Annotated in this window: 15 protein-coding genes; 6 read left to right on the top strand and 9 right to left on the bottom strand. The window is 35.6% G+C overall.

The genetic code is table 11. The annotated features are described in order from the left end of the window. Positions 1 to 6: 6 nt before the first annotated feature. Both rpsG and rpsL read right to left on the bottom strand, forming a co-directional pair. Entirely contained in the window at positions 7 to 483 is a 477-nt protein-coding gene (rpsG, locus tag CQ046_RS10290; RefSeq protein ID WP_034677991.1) for a 30S ribosomal protein S7, read from the bottom strand. A 23-nt stretch (positions 484 to 506) separates the two neighbouring features. Next, positions 507 to 920 carry a 30S ribosomal protein S12 gene (gene rpsL / locus CQ046_RS10295; protein ID WP_002983146.1) on the bottom strand — a complete coding sequence of 138 codons (414 nt, stop codon included), beginning with the start codon at positions 918 to 920 and terminating at the stop codon, positions 507 to 509. A 447-nt stretch (positions 921 to 1367) separates the two neighbouring features. On the opposite strand from rpsL, the gene CQ046_RS10300 reads away from it, so the two are divergent. After that, positions 1368 to 1844, top strand: coding sequence for a Dps family protein (locus CQ046_RS10300; protein WP_105702159.1), 477 nt, complete (start codon positions 1368 to 1370; stop codon positions 1842 to 1844). On the opposite strand, the gene CQ046_RS10305 is transcribed toward CQ046_RS10300, so the two are convergent. Next, positions 1829 to 3232, bottom strand: a complete 1404-nt coding sequence (locus CQ046_RS10305) for a hypothetical protein (RefSeq protein ID WP_123906603.1) — start codon at positions 3230 to 3232, stop codon at positions 1829 to 1831. The genes CQ046_RS10300 and CQ046_RS10305 overlap by 16 nt on opposite strands. Before the next feature lie 448 nt (positions 3233 to 3680). Here CQ046_RS10305 and pncB point away from each other — a divergent pair, with 448 nt between their 5' ends. Next, entirely contained in the window at positions 3681 to 4859 is a 1179-nt protein-coding gene (gene pncB / locus CQ046_RS10310) for a nicotinate phosphoribosyltransferase (RefSeq protein WP_105702161.1), read from the top strand. Positions 4860 to 4979: 120 nt separating this feature from the next. Then, complete coding sequence (locus CQ046_RS10315) at positions 4980 to 5450, top strand: YciI family protein (RefSeq protein ID WP_105702162.1); 471 nt, start codon at positions 4980 to 4982, stop codon at positions 5448 to 5450. A 35-nt stretch (positions 5451 to 5485) separates the two neighbouring features. Here the strand turns inward: CQ046_RS10315 and CQ046_RS23555 are convergent, their stop codons facing one another. Next, positions 5486 to 5653 (bottom strand): bacteriocin-like protein, encoded by a 168-nt coding sequence (locus tag CQ046_RS23555; RefSeq protein WP_165790501.1) that lies wholly within the window; start codon positions 5651 to 5653, stop codon positions 5486 to 5488. Positions 5654 to 5916: 263 nt separating this feature from the next. Between CQ046_RS23555 and CQ046_RS23415 the strand changes: the two genes are divergently transcribed. Together CQ046_RS23415 and CQ046_RS10325 are read left to right on the top strand one after the other, a co-directional pair. Next, entirely contained in the window at positions 5917 to 6153 is a 237-nt protein-coding gene (locus CQ046_RS23415) for a hypothetical protein (protein WP_123906604.1), read from the top strand. 73 nt (positions 6154 to 6226) lie between these two features. Then, positions 6227 to 6982, top strand: coding sequence for a DUF5995 family protein (locus CQ046_RS10325; RefSeq protein ID WP_105702164.1), 756 nt, complete (start codon positions 6227 to 6229; stop codon positions 6980 to 6982). A 59-nt stretch (positions 6983 to 7041) separates the two neighbouring features. Here the strand turns inward: CQ046_RS10325 and CQ046_RS10330 are convergent, their stop codons facing one another. The 5 genes from CQ046_RS10330 to CQ046_RS10350 all read right to left on the bottom strand — a co-directional run bounded on the left by CQ046_RS10330 (position 7042) and on the right by CQ046_RS10350 (position 14708). Beyond that, positions 7042 to 10140 (bottom strand): efflux RND transporter permease subunit, encoded by a 3099-nt coding sequence (locus CQ046_RS10330; protein WP_105702165.1) that lies wholly within the window; start codon positions 10138 to 10140, stop codon positions 7042 to 7044. Further along, the gene (locus CQ046_RS10335; RefSeq protein ID WP_105702166.1) at positions 10140 to 11255 is read right to left on the bottom strand and encodes an efflux RND transporter periplasmic adaptor subunit; all 1116 of its coding nucleotides are present in this window, start codon (positions 11253 to 11255) and stop codon (positions 10140 to 10142) included. Before CQ046_RS10335 ends, CQ046_RS10330 begins: the two co-directional genes overlap by 1 nt. A gap of 3 nt (positions 11256 to 11258) precedes the next feature. Beyond that, positions 11259 to 12533, bottom strand: a complete 1275-nt coding sequence (locus CQ046_RS10340) for a TolC family protein (protein WP_105702167.1) — start codon at positions 12531 to 12533, stop codon at positions 11259 to 11261. 136 nt (positions 12534 to 12669) lie between these two features. After that, positions 12670 to 14031: a sensor histidine kinase gene (locus CQ046_RS10345; RefSeq protein ID WP_105702168.1), complete on the bottom strand. Its 1362-nt coding sequence runs from the start codon at positions 14029 to 14031 to the stop codon at positions 12670 to 12672. 2 nt (positions 14032 to 14033) lie between these two features. Then, a complete protein-coding gene (locus CQ046_RS10350) occupies positions 14034 to 14708 on the bottom strand; it encodes a response regulator transcription factor (RefSeq protein WP_105702169.1) in 675 nt (224 codons plus the stop codon). A gap of 103 nt (positions 14709 to 14811) precedes the next feature. Here CQ046_RS10350 and rmuC point away from each other — a divergent pair, with 103 nt between their 5' ends. Continuing rightward, a complete protein-coding gene (rmuC, locus tag CQ046_RS10355) occupies positions 14812 to 16317 on the top strand; it encodes a DNA recombination protein RmuC (RefSeq protein WP_105702170.1) in 1506 nt (501 codons plus the stop codon). Positions 16318 to 16321: the final 4 nt, after the last annotated feature.

The raw sequence follows: 16321 nt of genomic DNA on the forward strand, positions 1-16321 counted from the left end.
TTCTAATTAGAATTTAAAGTGTGAGAAAGCTTTGTTAGCTTCCGCCATTTTGTGAGTATCAGATTTCTTTTTGAAAGCAGCACCTTCTTCTCTTGAAGCAGCTACTACTTCATTAGCTAATTTCAAAGCCATAGACTTATCATTTCTCTTTTTAGAGTAGCTAATTAACCATTTCATTGCCATAGAAATTTTTCTATCAGCTCTGATTGGCATTGGAATCTGAAAGTTAGCTCCACCTACTCTTCTAGAACGTACTTCTACGTGAGGCATTACATTTGTAAGTGCATCTTTCCAGATTTCAAGTGCAGTTTTTTCAGTTTCTCCTTTTTTAGTTTCTACGATATCTAATGCATCATAGAAAATTTTGAATGCGATTGACTTCTTACCGTCAAGCATTAAGTTGTTTACGAATCTCGTTACCAATTGATCATTAAATTTCGGATCTGGTAACAACGGTCTTTTTTTCGCTTTTGTCTTTCTCATTGCTTTTGTACCTTATTTAATGATTATTTTTTCTTTCCTTTTGCAGGAGCAGCAGCTGCTTGTCCTGGTTTAGGTCTCTTAGCTCCGTACTTAGATCTTCTCTGTGTTCTTCCATTTACACCTGCAGTGTCTAATGCACCTCTTACGATGTGGTAACGTACTCCCGGTAGGTCTTTCACCCTTCCGCCTCTAACCAATACTATCGAGTGCTCCTGAAGATTGTGTCCTTCGCCCGGGATATAGGCGTTAACTTCTTTACCGTTAGAAAGTCTTACCCTTGCAACTTTTCTAAGTGCAGAGTTTGGTTTCTTAGGTGTAGTAGTATATACTCTCGTACATACACCACGTCTTTGTGGACAAGAATCTAGGGCAGCCGATTTGCTCTTCTTGGCAAGCGTGGCTCTTCCTTTTCTTACTAATTGTTGAATAGTAGGCATTTAATTGCTTTTTATTTTAGGGTGCAAAAATAGTAATATTTTTTTAATCTGCAAACACTTATATAAAAATTAAAATCAAATACTTACAGTAAAATACAGCGCGTTTCAATATGATCATCGAAGAAACATAATATATAAAAGGAAAAGAGAACAGGAAAAAAGAATTTTAGCTTTTAAAAAAGAGTATTAAATAATTATGAAATTTATCTTACTATAAAATTTTTCATTTAAAAACAGATTCACAGCACCTCATCTGATATATCCAAACTATATTTAAAAACTTTCTTATAGTTATGATCTATTAATAATCAGGGGAGTTCGGCACGATATTTCGTAAATTTGGGAGATACAAAATGATAAACTTATCAATCACTATAACAAAGTCTTCTTATACCACCCAATTGAAGCAGTGATTGTATCTCATCTTAAAAAAATAAATATATACATATGAAAAATGCTAGTATCATTGGCCTTAAAGAAGCCGATTGCAAAAAGATTTCAGAAAAATTAAATGTACTGTTGGCTAACTATTCTGTATTCTATCAGAACACAAGAGGTTCACACTGGAATATCAAAGGAGAGCAATTCTTTACCCTTCATCCGAAGTTTGAGGAATTGTATAACAGCCTTGTATTAAAGATTGATGAAATTGCAGAAAGAATCCTTACGTTAGGAGCAATTCCTGCACACAACTATTCGGACTATCTAAAAGTAGCAACTATTAAAGAAAGTAAAGAAGTTACTGACGGAACGAAAAGTGTTGAGCAGATTCTAAGTTCATTCAAAGTCGTAATTGATCTTCAGAGAGAACTTTTAGATATTACTGATGAAGCAGGAGATGAAGGTACAAATTCGCAAATGAGCGACTATATTACCGAGCAGGAAAAAGAAGTTTGGATGTATAATTCTTATCTTGGGAAGTAATTATATTTAAACTCTTCTAAACTTTTCCTTAAATAGGGTATGTCACTTTTTGTAACAGCATAAAAATTGACATACCTTATATGAGGATTTCTGAAATCACTCATTTTCCATTTTCCCACCAAAACCCAATTTTGGGGAATTTGTTTCCCAAACCATTCTGGATATATTACAGCAATTCGCGCATTTTTACGGTGACTTAATTCCCCCATAAAATAGGAAAAATTATTCCCATCAGGGTTTTTATATTTGTATTTTGCAACATCTGTACTTCCCAATCCATACATATCTAAAACTTCAATATTTGTAAAATAGGTAATTGCGCCAATATCATTGGCTACAATTGTTTCAGAATGATAGTACTTTTTTAAAAACTGTGCGAGCTTATATTGATTGTAGTAAAGATTTTTAGAATCAATATATAAAACCGGATGATACCAGTACACTTTGAATAGTCCGAAAATTACTGAGTAACCAATAAATAAAACAGCAAAAAGCTTAGGAATAGAGAAAACCGAAGTTTTAAAATAAAAATCACAAATTTTAACTCCAATAAAAAGATAGGCCATCATCAGATAATTTTCATATCTAAATGTCATTATTCCAAAAATGAGCTGTCCATAGGAAGTAAGCAAAATTATGATTGGCAATGATTCCATTTCAAGAACTCTTTGAAGTTTTACATTTCTATATCTGGAAAAAGCATACATAAAGTAAAATACACTGAAAGGAAGTAAATATTTGATATAATCTATACTCAAAAACTTACTTTTCAACATTGTTATCAAGCTTTCTACATCTGAAACATGAAAATTACTTTTGACAAGTACGGAATTGGGGAAAAACAATCCTCCCATAAGAAGAGAATATAGTCCATACATAATTATGGGGAAAAATCCGACTAGACCAATCAACAAGCCTTGTCTAAATTTCTTCTGACCTATAAAAACAAAAATAACAGCAGAAATAAAGAACACACTTTCAAATCTTACAGCACCGAGAAAAAAAACAACGATTAATACATGCGAGAAAGCCTTCAAATTTCCTGAAACTAATTTATTATAAAAAATAAAAAAAAGAACTATTAGAAATATATGAATGGTATGCTCCATTCCTAATATAGAGGAAAGATAAATCATTGCTAATGGCTGCAATAGAAGAGCAAAAAACAAAGCAAACTTCTTTCCATATTGATGGACAACAAAATTGATCGCGTAAAAACTTGCTAAAACCCCAAACATAAGATTAATAAACAAAGGATAATAAGATGAATCCCCAAAAACTTTTATTAAAAGGCTCAAAAAAAAACTATATAAAATAGATGAAGATGCCGGATCAAATGAATTGGAGTTGATAGAAAATAAAAATTGATCAGCTATATTTTTTGCCACCTCCAAATGAATATAAACATCATCAACAGGATAAAAATAGCCTACACCTTTTGGCAAAGAAAGAATCTCCGAAACTAAGTAAAAAAAATAGCTTAATAGAAAAACAAAAACACTTATAAATCCGTACTTTTTCATTTTACTGCCTAAATATATAGAACAAAATTAAATTTTTAAATTTTATTACAAAAAAATGGCTGTAATAACCTTTAACTCAATACTCGACAATAATTTTCGTACCCTTACCATTCAAAATATCACTGTAAAATTATGCATGGGTTAAATTATCAAAGGAGCGACCATATTCCGAGCAGGTAAAAGAGGTTTGGATGTATAATTCTTATATTGGAAAATAACATCATCCCAAGCATGGAAATATTTCAAAAAAATCGCCTTACATTTAAGCGATTTTATTTTTTATTTTTATATTTGCGTTAAAATTACACATATTATGAGCAACGTAAGATTGAACTCTATCCTCGATAATGATTTTTATAAAATAACCATGCAGAATGCTGTGGTAAAGCTATTCCCAAGTTCTATTGTAAAATACGAATTTATCAACAGGGGAAAACACTACTTTCCGGAAGGATTTGATGTTGCTTTAAGAGAAGCTGTTAATAAAATGGCTGAACTTAAACTTACGAAAGACGAAAAAAAGTTCATGGCAAGAACATGTCCTTATATAGATCTTCCTTATCTTGATTTTTTAGAAGGCTATCATTATGATCCATCTGAAGTAAAAATTCATCAGGAAGGAGGAGACCTTTCCGTTACTGTGGAAGGGCTTTGGTACAGAACAATTCTTTGGGAGGTTCCATTGCTGGCACTGATTAGTGAGCTGCATTATGAAATGAACCACATGGAAAGAGATTCCAATGAAGTAGTAATGAGCAAGACCCTTGAAAAAGCAGACTCATTAGCCAGGCTTGGGGTAACGTTTGCCGAGTTCGGAACAAGAAGAAGACATTCTTATAAGGTACAGAATCTGGTGATGGAAGCTTTAACACAGAAAAAAGAATCTACTTTTATCGGAAGTTCAAATGTTCATTTCGCCATGAAATACGGGGTAAAGCCAATCGGAACACACGCTCATGAATGGTTTATGTTCCATGCTGCTGAATATGGATTCAAGATGGCTAATGAAATGGCTCTGGAACATTGGGTAGATGTATACAGAGGTGATCTTGGAGTGGCACTGTCTGATACTTATACTACGGATGTGTTCTTCCAGCAGTTTGATAAAAAATTCGCGAAACTTTTTGACGGTGTACGTCATGATAGTGGTGATGCTTTAGAATTTGCCGATAAAACAATAGCCCACTATCAAAGAAACGGCATCAATCCGATGTTTAAATATATTATTTTCTCAGATGCATTAAATCTTGAGAAAGTAGAAGAAATTACCAATTACTGCAGAGGAAAAATTGGGATCTCATTCGGAATTGGAACCAACCTTACGAATGATGTAGGATTGAAACCAATGAATATCGTGATGAAGCTTATCGGTGTGCAGGCTACCAATAAAGAATGGATTCCTACGGTAAAACTTTCTGATGAACACGGTAAATACACCGGAGACCCAAAAATGATTGAATTAGCCAAAGAATTTTTAAGAATTAAAGATTAGTAATCTTATCAGAACAATTATATAATCTCGTCATCATCGAGTTTTTTTTATCATACCATTATTGAAATTTAGTTTTCAGAAATCGATAAGGTTTTGGTATATTTATCAAAATAAAACAAGATGAAATCAAGAACATTACTAACGGTATCCCTCCTTATATCAGCACTGTCCTTTGCTCAAGAAAAGAAAGCTGAAAAACCTAAATATAACCAGGAACTGGCCACTTCTTTAGGAGCTGATCAATATGGAATGAAACCCTATACTATTGTCATGCTGACGACAGGTTCTGCTAAGATTGAAGACAAAGCTAAAATGGGTGAACTTATGAAAGGCCACATGACCAATATCGGTAAGCTGGCAGATGAAGGTAAAATTGTTGTAGCCGGACCTTTTCTTGAAAAGAATAAAGAAAACTACCGTGGCATGTTTATTTTCAATACCAAGTCTAAGGAAGAAGCTGAGCAATGGGTAAAAACAGATCCCGCTGTACAAGCTGGAGTCTTTAGTTATGAAATTTTCCCTTGGTATGGTTCAGCAGCACTGCCTTTGTATCTCAAACATCATGATGAAATCTCAAAAGAAAATCATTAAGAAATAAGAAATCCCTCAGTTGAGGGATTTTTTTATTAATCAAAACAAATATACGGTTTTCTTGGTGGATAACAGCAATAAGGATTGCTGCAGAATATGTATCCCGCAGGACATCCTCCATCAACAGGTGTTTCACAGACTAATGCTGCACCACCTAAAACAGTTTTTAGCTCTTTTCTGTTTAAGCTTTTTAAATTTTTCATGATTAATTTAGTTTAATTTGATTTCCTACTCTTAAGATTTTCGGATTCCTCTTTATTATTTCTCTTTGTCTGGAAATAAATATACAATTTATTTTTAAAACTTCTATATTTCAATCAATTATCCATGAATTATATAAAAATTTTAATAATATTTCTTGTTTTAATGAATTGATTTAATTATTTTAGCTAAACAACAATTCGCCATATCTAATTAATTGTGAGCGAGTTACAATAAACCAACACCATAATTAAAAATTAATTTCATGAAAAGATTAAACATTACAAAACTTTCAAGAACAGAGCTGAAAGATGTATTCGGAGGAACACTGTATCCGGCAGAATGTCCCGGAGGATGCCATGGTGAAGGCATGATCAGATGTCCAGACGGCACTACCACGATGACTAATTTTATATGCATGGGAGGAACCTGCCAACCGGCTGCCATGTGCAAGCCACTTATTCTTGAACCCTTCCCAGATCCGATTATCTTCACTCCATAATCTGAACGAACAATACATAAAGTGAGCTTTCCGGCTCACTTTTTTAGTATCTTTAAGTAAACAAAAAACTATCATGAAAACCATTGAGGAAGTTCTGAAAAAACTGGATGAAATTATTATCTGGTGCAAAGAAAGCAAGAGTCCTGCAGGATATTTTGCCTGTACTTATAGAATTATGACAGCACAGGTTCTGAAAGGAATCCAGCAGAAAAAATTTGAAGACAATCCCAGAATGACATCTCTTGACATTGCTTTCGCACAAAGGTATCTTCAGGCATGGGAAAGCTACAGCAAAGGAAAAAGATGCACCAACTCTTGGTATACTGCTTTTGAAGCTGCTAAAAACAAGAATTTATTGATATTGCAGCATATATTTTTGGGTATGAATGCTCACATCAATCTGGATCTGGGAATTTCGGCTGCCACTATAATGCCTTACCGGAAGATCAATCCATTGAAAAAAGATTTCGAGAACATTAATAATGTCATTGCTTCCATCAATCAGAATGTGCAGGATTCTCTGAATAAAATCTGTTATCCTGTAGATCTTATTGATAAACTCTCTAACGGAAAGGATAATGCTGTACTTGATTTTGCTATTTCCAAAGCAAGAGACACTTCCTGGGCAACAGCAGTGATTGCATCCAACACACCGAATTTCCTGAGAGAATCCGTTATTGGCATTGTAGATTATGCTGCCGCAAAAGTTGCTACCCAAATTCTGAGCCCAAAAATCCTCACTCCCGCTCTTTTAAAAGAACTTAAAAATTGTGAAAGCGGTGATGTGGTAAAAAATATTGAGATTTTGGAGTCTACAAAGAATACGTAACAAAAAGGCCGGGATCTTCCTCACGGATCCCGGCCTCATAATGAACAAAATAAAAGAAACTATATTGCTTCCTTATGCTTTTTTCGGTAGGCATAATGGAAAATGATTGGCAGTATTGTAAATGACAGCAGCATACAGACGATCAGCCCGCCTACAATCATAATGGCTAAAGGTTTCTGAATTTCAGAGCCCATTCCGTTTGACATCGCTGCCGGAAGAAGTCCCATAGATCCCATCAGCGCGATCATTACCACCGGACGGATTCTGCTTTTCACTCCTAAAGAAATAGATTCTTTGAGCGACATTCTGTTTTGCAGGTTCTCTTTCATTACTCCGATCAGAACGATACCGTCTATGGTTGCTACTCCGAAAAGGATGATAAAACCGATTCCTGCTGAAATTCCGAAGATGGTTCCCGTAAACCAAAGGGATAAAAATCCTCCGATGAACGCAAATGCCAGTGTAATAGAAGAAATCAGCGTGTCTTTTATGTTTCCAAAGTTGAAATACAACAGCATCAGAATAAGAACTAAAGAAATTGGTACTACCATTGCCAGTTGTTTTGCAGCTCTTTCTTTACTTTCAAATTCTCCGGCCCAAGTCATTTTATGATTTTTCGGAAGTTTTACTTCTTTATCTACTTTCGCTTTGGCTTCCTGAATGGTACTTCCTAAGTCACGTCCTTCGATATTAAACCCAACACCGATGTATCTGCTGTTTCCTTCACGGTAAATAAATGATGGCCCGGTATGATAATCAATGGTTGCAATTTCTTTCAGCGGAACTTTTTTATTATCCTGAGTCGGGATGAGAATATTTCCCATCTTTTCAGGAGTGTCCCTGTATTGTTTTTCAAACCTAAGCATTACGTCGAACATTCTTTCTTCTTCGTAAAACTTCGTGGCAGCCTGTCCTCCGATGGTCATTTCAATAACAGCTTGTGCATCTGCTGTGGAAACACCATATTTTGCCATTTTAGAATCATGGAGCTGGATTCTCAATTCCGGAAGCCCAATATTTTTGAAAACATTCACATCTGATATTCCCGGAACGGTTCTGATGGAATTGGCTACTTTATTGGCATAATTTTCAAGTTCGAAAAGATCATTTCCAAAAATCTTAATCACCAATGGAGCTTTTACTCCTGCTACATATTCTTCTACATTATCCTGTATCGGCTGGCTGAATCCAAAATTGATTCCCGGAAATCTCTCAAGGGAAACTCTCATTTCTTCCAGAAGTTCTTCTTTGGATATTTTTTTCTTCCATTCATTTTCCGGCTTGAGCTGGATATTAAATTCAATATTAAAAAATCCGGTGGGATCTGTTCCGTCATTCGGCCGGCCGGTCTGGGTCATGACAAATTTCACTTCATCATATTTCATAAGGATCTCCTTCATCTCTTTGGTTAATCGTACAGATTCATCCAGATTGACACTGTTTGGAAGGGTTGCCCTTACGTAGATTGCACCTTCGTTTAATTTTGGTAAAAATTCAGATCCGTAATTGGAGAATCTCCATCCACAAATGGCAAGCAAGGCAACGAAGCCAATGATAAATCCTTTTTTGTGACGGTCACTGAACTCATAAATTCTGTAAATATTGACTCTGAAGAATCTTGAAATAAAGTTTTCTTTCTCTTCAATATTTTTCGTCAGCAAAAGCTTACACATTGCCGGAACGTAGGTCAAGCTTAAAATTAATGATCCTAATAATGCATATCCCAATGTAAATGCTAATGGTGAGAACATTTTTCCTTCTACTTTCTGGAAAGAGAAAATTGGCATCAGGGCAACGATCAGAATCAGCAGGGCAAAGAAAATATAACTTGCCACACTGCCTGCACTTTTCTTGATGATTCCCAATTTTGAAATTTTATTGAACCTCCTCACTCCTATTGCCCTGGCTTTAAGTTCAAGGGCGACGAAGACATGTTCTACAATGACCAGCGTTCCCTCCAGAAGCAGTCCGAAATCCAAAGCTCCCATGGAGATCAGGTTGGCTGGCAACCCTTGAATTTTCAACATAATAATAGCAAACAGGAAAGCTAACGGAATCACTGATGCTACAATGAAAGTTGTTCTCCAGTTGTAAAGAAAAATAAATACAATAATGGAAACGAGAATAACCCCTTCAATAAGGTTTTTGGAAACGGTATGAACCGTAGTATTCACAAGCTCTGTACGGTCGATGATCGGAACAATCTGCACATCACCGGGAAGCTCTCCCCCGTTAAGTTCTTGTATTCTGTCTTTCAGTCTTGCAATGACTTCACTTGGGTTTTCACCTCGAAGCATGATTACAATTCCTTCTACAACATCATTTTCTTTGTTGTATCCTACTTGCCCTAATCTTGGTTTCGCTGAAACTTTTACTTCCGCAACATGTTTTACCAAAATAGGGGTAGAACCTTTAACTTCGATCTGAATATTCTCAATATCTTCTTTTTTCTCTAAAAGACCGATCCCCCGCACTACATAAGCCTGATCACCCTTTGCCACTACATCTCCTCCTACATTGATATTACTCTTCGAAACCGCTTCATACACATCCAGGGGGGAAAGGTCATAATTGTGTAGTTCCGTAGGATTAATTTTTATTTCATAGGTCTTTTCTTCTCCACCAAAACTCACCACATCAGCTACACCCGGAACAGCAAGCAATTCTCTTTCTACCACCCAATCCTGAATGGCTGTTACTTCTTTGATGGGAAGTTTACTTTTGATAATATACCTGTAAATTTCACCTGTAGCACCGGAAGGAGGCTCAATACTATACTCTGCTCCGGCGGGGAGGTTTACATTTCCTAATTTATTGGAAGCATATTGTTGTGCATAAAAATCATTCACATGATCATCAAAAATCACAGTAACCACAGACAATCCGAATAAGGAAATAGAACGTACCGAGGTTTTATTCGGGATGGCATTCATTTCTTTGGAAATCGGTAATGTGACAAATTTTTCTATTTCCTCAGCACTTCTTCCCGGCCATTGGGTAATGACTCTCACTCTTGTATTGGTAACATCCGGAAATGCTTCAATGGGAGTATGCATGTAGGAATAGATTCCTCCTGCCAGCAAAAGAAAAGTTCCCAAAAGAACGATCAGTGAGTTTTTTAAAGAGAAGGAAACTATATTCTGTACAAATTTTCGCATTACTTCGTGGAATTATTTAATTGGTTTTTCAGGTTTTCATAAATCAGCAGTCCGTTGGAAGCAATGACGTTTTCACCTGGTTTTAAATTACCTTCTACATAAATATACTGGCTGTTGGATGCGATTTCCGTTACAGGTCTGATCTCAAGTTCACAGTCTTTTTTATAAACCACTACATAGCTTTGGTTGTTATCAAAGATTAATGCTTTTGCAGGAATTGCCAATGCACTTTTGTTTTGTGAATTGATCGGTAATACAACATCTGCGGACATTCCCGGTCTTAGCTTCATTCCGTTATTATCCATAATGATTTTAGCCTTCAGCACTCTTTCATTTTCATTAAAAACCTGAGAGATATTATTGATTTTTCCAGAGAAACTGTCATCAGGATAAGCAAGTGTTTTTACTACTACAGGCTGATCGACATACACATGTCTCATGTTGGTTGCGTAGACATTCGCCATAACCCATACTTTATCCAGATTGGAAATGGTAAACAGCTGATCTCCTCCTGCGGTAACTGGCATTCCTTTGGAAATATTCTTTGAAATAACATATCCGTCTGCCGGAGCTTTTATCTGAATCGTATTCCCTCCCGCTGAATACAACTGCATATTTTTATGTGTCTTGGAAATATTGGATTGTAATATAGCCACTTCGGAGCGAGCTTCCTGCAAATCTTTCTGCGAGGCAATATCATCTTTATACATGGCTTCTACAGAAGATAACTTTCTTTTCGCAACGGCCAGCTGAGCCTGCAAAGTTTGGGTATCATCCTGCATTTCATTCACAGCGGTACTTTTTACACTTGCCAACGTTTGCCCTTTTTTCACGTAATCACCAAGTGAGAAATAGGTATCAATCACCACTCCGTCCACAAGACTTACGAAAGGAACCGTTTTGTCCGAATTGCTTTCCACTTCTCCGGTAAGGGTGATACTTTCCTCTATGGTAAGCATTTCTGCTTTGGCCAGTTTAATATCTTTCTTAAGCTCTTTGCTGATGCAGTAGCCTTTTTCAGCTTCTTTATTTTCCTGTTCTCCGGCACAGCCTGTAAAAATCATGAGGGCAGACAGGTAAGCTGCAGCAATGTATTGGGTAATATTTTTGTTCATATCTTATAAATCTTGTCCTACAACATATTGCAGGTTTTCATAATATTGATTCAATTCTTTTTTAGTATCCAGGATGATCATTTTATTTCCGATGTAGGTATCCAGAAAATCCATGTATTCCAGCATGCTGATATTTCTTAGTCTGAAGTTTTTCTCATGGCTGACCAATAAACCATCCAGTGTAGATTCATAATCTCCATCAATCTCTTCTGAAACTTGCTGTGTTCTGATATAATTTCTGAAAACAGAGACAATTTCGTTCTCGGATTTCAGCATATTTTTTCGGGTTTCCAGTTTGCTTTTCTCAATCTCAAGCTTAGCTTCCTGAATATTCCCTTTGTTGCGATCGAAAATGGGTAGATCCATAGAAACACCTAATCCTATAAAGTCTTTCATAATATTTCCTCCGCGGTCATATCCAATAGAAACAGCAATATCAGGAGTTTTCATTGCATTTTGAATTTCCAAGTTTTTCGCAGCGTGTTTCTCTTTATTTTTTGAGATCATAATATCGGGGCGGTTTTCTTTTGCCCTGTCTATCCATTGGTTCACTTCCAGCTCAGAAAGTTGTTTTTCAGGCATCACAAATGAATCTGTTATAATCAGATAAGATTGAGAAGGCAGCATCAATAAGGCTTTGAGCTCTACCTGCTGATCTTCGATTTCCTGTTTTAATGAAATCAGTTTCTTTTTGAATTCAATTTCCTGTGCTTTCAGACGGACATATTCAGCTTTACTGATGTTTCCAAGACTTAATTGATTATTATAGGATTTTGTTAATTTCTCAATAGAAGCAATCTGTCCCTGATAAATTTTCTGCTGTTCCTGATTGTAAAGAATATCGGTAATAGTATTTCTGAGTGTTTTTTTAAGCTCACGCAGAACTTCCTGTAATTCATACTTTTCTCCTTCCACTTCTATTTTCTGGAGTTCAATATTTTTCCTTCTTTTACCAGCAGTCTGAATTACCTGTTCGATCTCGGCAGAAATCTGGGTATTTTTTCCCCAGTTTCCGATAAGAGCAGGTTGTTCTTCTATGTCATAAGTTCTCCATAGATTCACTTCACTGATACTTAATTTGGGATTAGGCCAGTATTTAGCCTGAACAGCTCTTGCCTCGGCTTGTGAAATTTCAAGCTTTTGGACAATGAGGTCCAGGTTTTTAGCCAAAAAGATAGTCTCAGCTTCCTTTCTGCCAATTTTCAGGGTATCTGAAATCTGTGCTGAAAAGAAACTGAAACAATGAATATAAAATAGTGTAAAAAATAGTTTCTTCAAGGTCTCTTATTTTAAGACCACAAAGCTATTTGTCTAATATTAGAGGGAATTTCAAACAAAATTAAAATTCGGTTAGTTCAACATTAGAGTTTGATTAGAACTTTTAAAAACACGAATATTTTCACGAATAACACAATCAGGAATGAGCCGGAAATTCAAGGAGAACATTGGTTCCAACATTTACAACAGAATCAATTTTCATTACAATATGATGATGATCAAAAATGCTTTTTGAAAGGGATAAACCAATACCGCTGCCTTTCACGGTATCAACATTTTTCCCTCTGTAAAAAGTCTCTGATATTTTTATAAGATCATCTGACGGAATTCCTCTTCCTTGATCTCTGACCTCAATATACAATTGATTGTTTTTTTCTGATAATGTAATCACGATAGGTTTATCGTAAGAATATTTGATGGCGTTTTCAACAATATTATATAATGCTAAGTATAGCAGTGTTTCGTTACCGGGAAATTCCAGCAAAGAAGGTTTTGTTACCTCAAGCTGTATTTTAATGGATGAATGGCTCTCTTTTGCTTTAGGTTCTAATTTCTCATAAATCTTCCAGATCAGCTCATCCATTCTCATAGGTTTGTGAGAAGATTCTAATTTTGTCATTCCGGACATCAGCAGAAGGTTGTTGAGGATATTTTCAATCTCATATACGTTTTCCAATGACTCTTTGGCCACTTCCTTATATTCTTCCGGCGTGCGGTCTTTTTGGGCGAAGACTTCCAAATTTCCGGAAATAGCGGCTAAAGGTGTTTTAAATTCATGAGAAACATAGTTGATAAAGTTCTGCTGTAAGAGTACATTTTCAGAAATTCTTCCCAGCAATTTATTATAGGATTTTATAAGATCTTCAATCTCATCATTGGTATTAGTGGAAGTAATGGCTGTGGAAATATTATTATAATCCACTTTATTAATACGTTCCACAACATTAGAGATAGGCTTATAAACCACCTTGGAAAGGTATCTACTCAAAAAATAAATTGCCAAAAGCCCGATCAGCAATACAGAAAGCATGATAATAGCCAATCTCAGGATCTGCGACTGAAATGAATCATTTGATGATTTTACAAAAACCACAAAATCTCCCTGATTATCCGGATAAAAAATTCCATAGTAGAATTGATTATCAGACATGAACTGTATTCCTTTATTATTGCGGACAGCCTGTAAATGGGAAAGTTTTATATTCTTGTCATTCAGATTATGTCCAAAAGTCACTTCGTTATTCTGATTGTAAACCGCTACTTTGTTATTTTGAATCAGATGATTGTATTCATTTTTGATCTGGGCATGCCGGTCTTTCGGAAGCTCATCTTTTTCGAGATAATAAATAGCAGAAATAAGAGCCGCATTCCGAAGTTTTTCAAAATAAAAAATCTTGGTGCTGTCATAATAGGCAAAGAATATCACCGCTGATGTGATGATAGAAACGATGCCAAATGAGAGGCTTGAAATAAGGGTAAATCTGTTTCTGAGCGTCATTTTCAGTCTTTGATCAAATAGCCGGTTCCTTTTACCGTATGAATAATTTTCTGTTCCGTTTCATCAATCTTATTACGGACGTAGGAAATATAAACATCCACTACATTCGTTGTATTATCAAAATCAATTCCCCAAACCTTATGTAAAATCTGAGTTCTGCTCAGCACTTTATTTTTATTCTCCATCAGGAAAGTAAAAAGTTTGTATTCCGTAGGAGAAAATTCTATTTCTTTATCGTTCTGAGTTACTTTATGAAGATCGGTATCAATTGTAATATTTCCACATGATAAATATTGGTCTTCTTTCTGGTAGCTCATTTTATTTCTTCTGGTTAAGGCTTTAATCCTAGAAATCAGTTCTTCAAAGTGAAAAGGTTTTGATAAATAATCATCAGCTCCCATATCCAGCATTTTGATCTTATCATCAGGGCTGTTCAATGCACTTAAAACCAAAATCGGAGTATAATTTCCTTTAAATCTGATAATTTGAGTAAGCTGCATCCCATCCAATCCGGGAAGCATAATATCCATCAAAATAATATCAAAATCATAGATATGAATAAGGTCACGCGCTTTTTCTCCGGAATCTGCAAGGGTCATATTGTAGCCAGCCTCGGAAAGGCCTTTTATCAGGAAATTGCTGATTCTTTGATCATCTTCTACCAACAAAATATTCATAAGTCTCTGAAATTTCCTATAAATATAAGTAATCTTGTTCAGAAAGGAATCTGGAAGAAGGAAGAGAGAGGTAACTTCCAGCCTTTTTTCATAATTTTGGAAGATGGAGATGATATATTTAATTATTGGGCTGTTTGCAGGTATTATCCTTGGTGCGGTAATCCTATATTTTGCGTTGAAATCATCAATGGTTTCAAGGAATTCTTATGATACGCTGAACACCTTATCTATAAAAACCCAGTCTGATCTTGACAATTCAAACCTGAAGATTCAGGAACTTAATCAGACTATCAGTAAAGAGAAAGAAGCCAACATGCTGCAACAGGATCTTCTGGATGATCTGAAAAATGAATTCTCTAAAATCTCCGCCGAATATTCATCGTTAAATACTCAGTTTCAAGAGTTAAAACAAACCCATCAGAGACAGACCTCTCAGATAGACACCCATATTCTTGAAAAACAGACTCTTTTTGCTAAAAACTCTGAGCTTTCTGCCAAAAATGAAGGTCTCCAAAACTCTCTTGATACCCAGAAAGAAGAAATTGTTAAGATTCAGGAAGATTCTAAACTTCAGTTTGAAAACCTTGCCAATAAAATTTTAGAAGAAAAAACAGAAAAGTTTACCACTTTAAATCAAAATAATTTAAAAAATATCCTTGAGCCTTTTCAGGAGAAAATAGCTGATTTAAAAAACAAAGTCAATGAAGCTTACGAAAAGGAAAATAAAGAACGTTTCTCTCTTGCAGAAAAAGTGAAAGAACTGGCAGAACTGAACCAGCAGATTTCTGATGATGCAAAAAAACTGACCCGTGCACTGAAAGGCGAAAGTAAAACCCAAGGAAATTGGGGTGAGATGATTCTGGAAAGTATCCTTGAAAAATCCGGACTCGTAAAAGGAAGAGAATATTTCCTTGAACATGAATTGCGCGATGAAGACAACAATGCTTTATTCTCAGAATTCTCCGGAAAGAAAATGCGCCCGGATGCCGTTATAAAATATCCGGATGAAAGAAATGTCATCATCGATTCTAAAGTTTCTCTGACTGCTTTTACAGAATTGGTAGATGAAACCGATCCTGATGTGTATGCCATCAAGCTAAGCCAGCACCTTGGCTCTATCAAAAACCACATTTCACAACTTAGTCAAAAAGCCTATGATGACTATGACAAATCCATGGATTTCGTGATGATGTTTATTCCGAGTGAACCCGCTTATATTGCCGCAATGCAGGCAGACCAGAATCTTTGGAATTATGCTTATGAAAGAAGAATCCTTTTACTGAACCCAAGTAACCTGATTACCTCTCTTAAGCTAATTGCCGATCTTTGGAAACGCGAATATCAAAACAGAAATTCTATGGAGATTGCCGAACGAGGAGCTAAACTCTATGATAAATTTGTGGGTTTTGTAGACAACTTAGAAAAAGTAGGGAAAAATCTGGATCAAGCAAAAAATGTATTCAATGATGCCTACAAGCAATTACATACGGGAAATGACAACCTTGTGATCCAGACTCAAAAACTGAAGTCATTAGGAATCAAAAACAAAAAAGACCTGCCTCAAAGTCTTATTGACAACGGCAACTTTATTGAACCATCAGAAAGCTAAATCC

Source organism: Chryseobacterium sp. MYb7 (assembly GCF_002979455.1).
Lineage (GTDB): Bacteria > Bacteroidota > Bacteroidia > Flavobacteriales > Weeksellaceae > Chryseobacterium.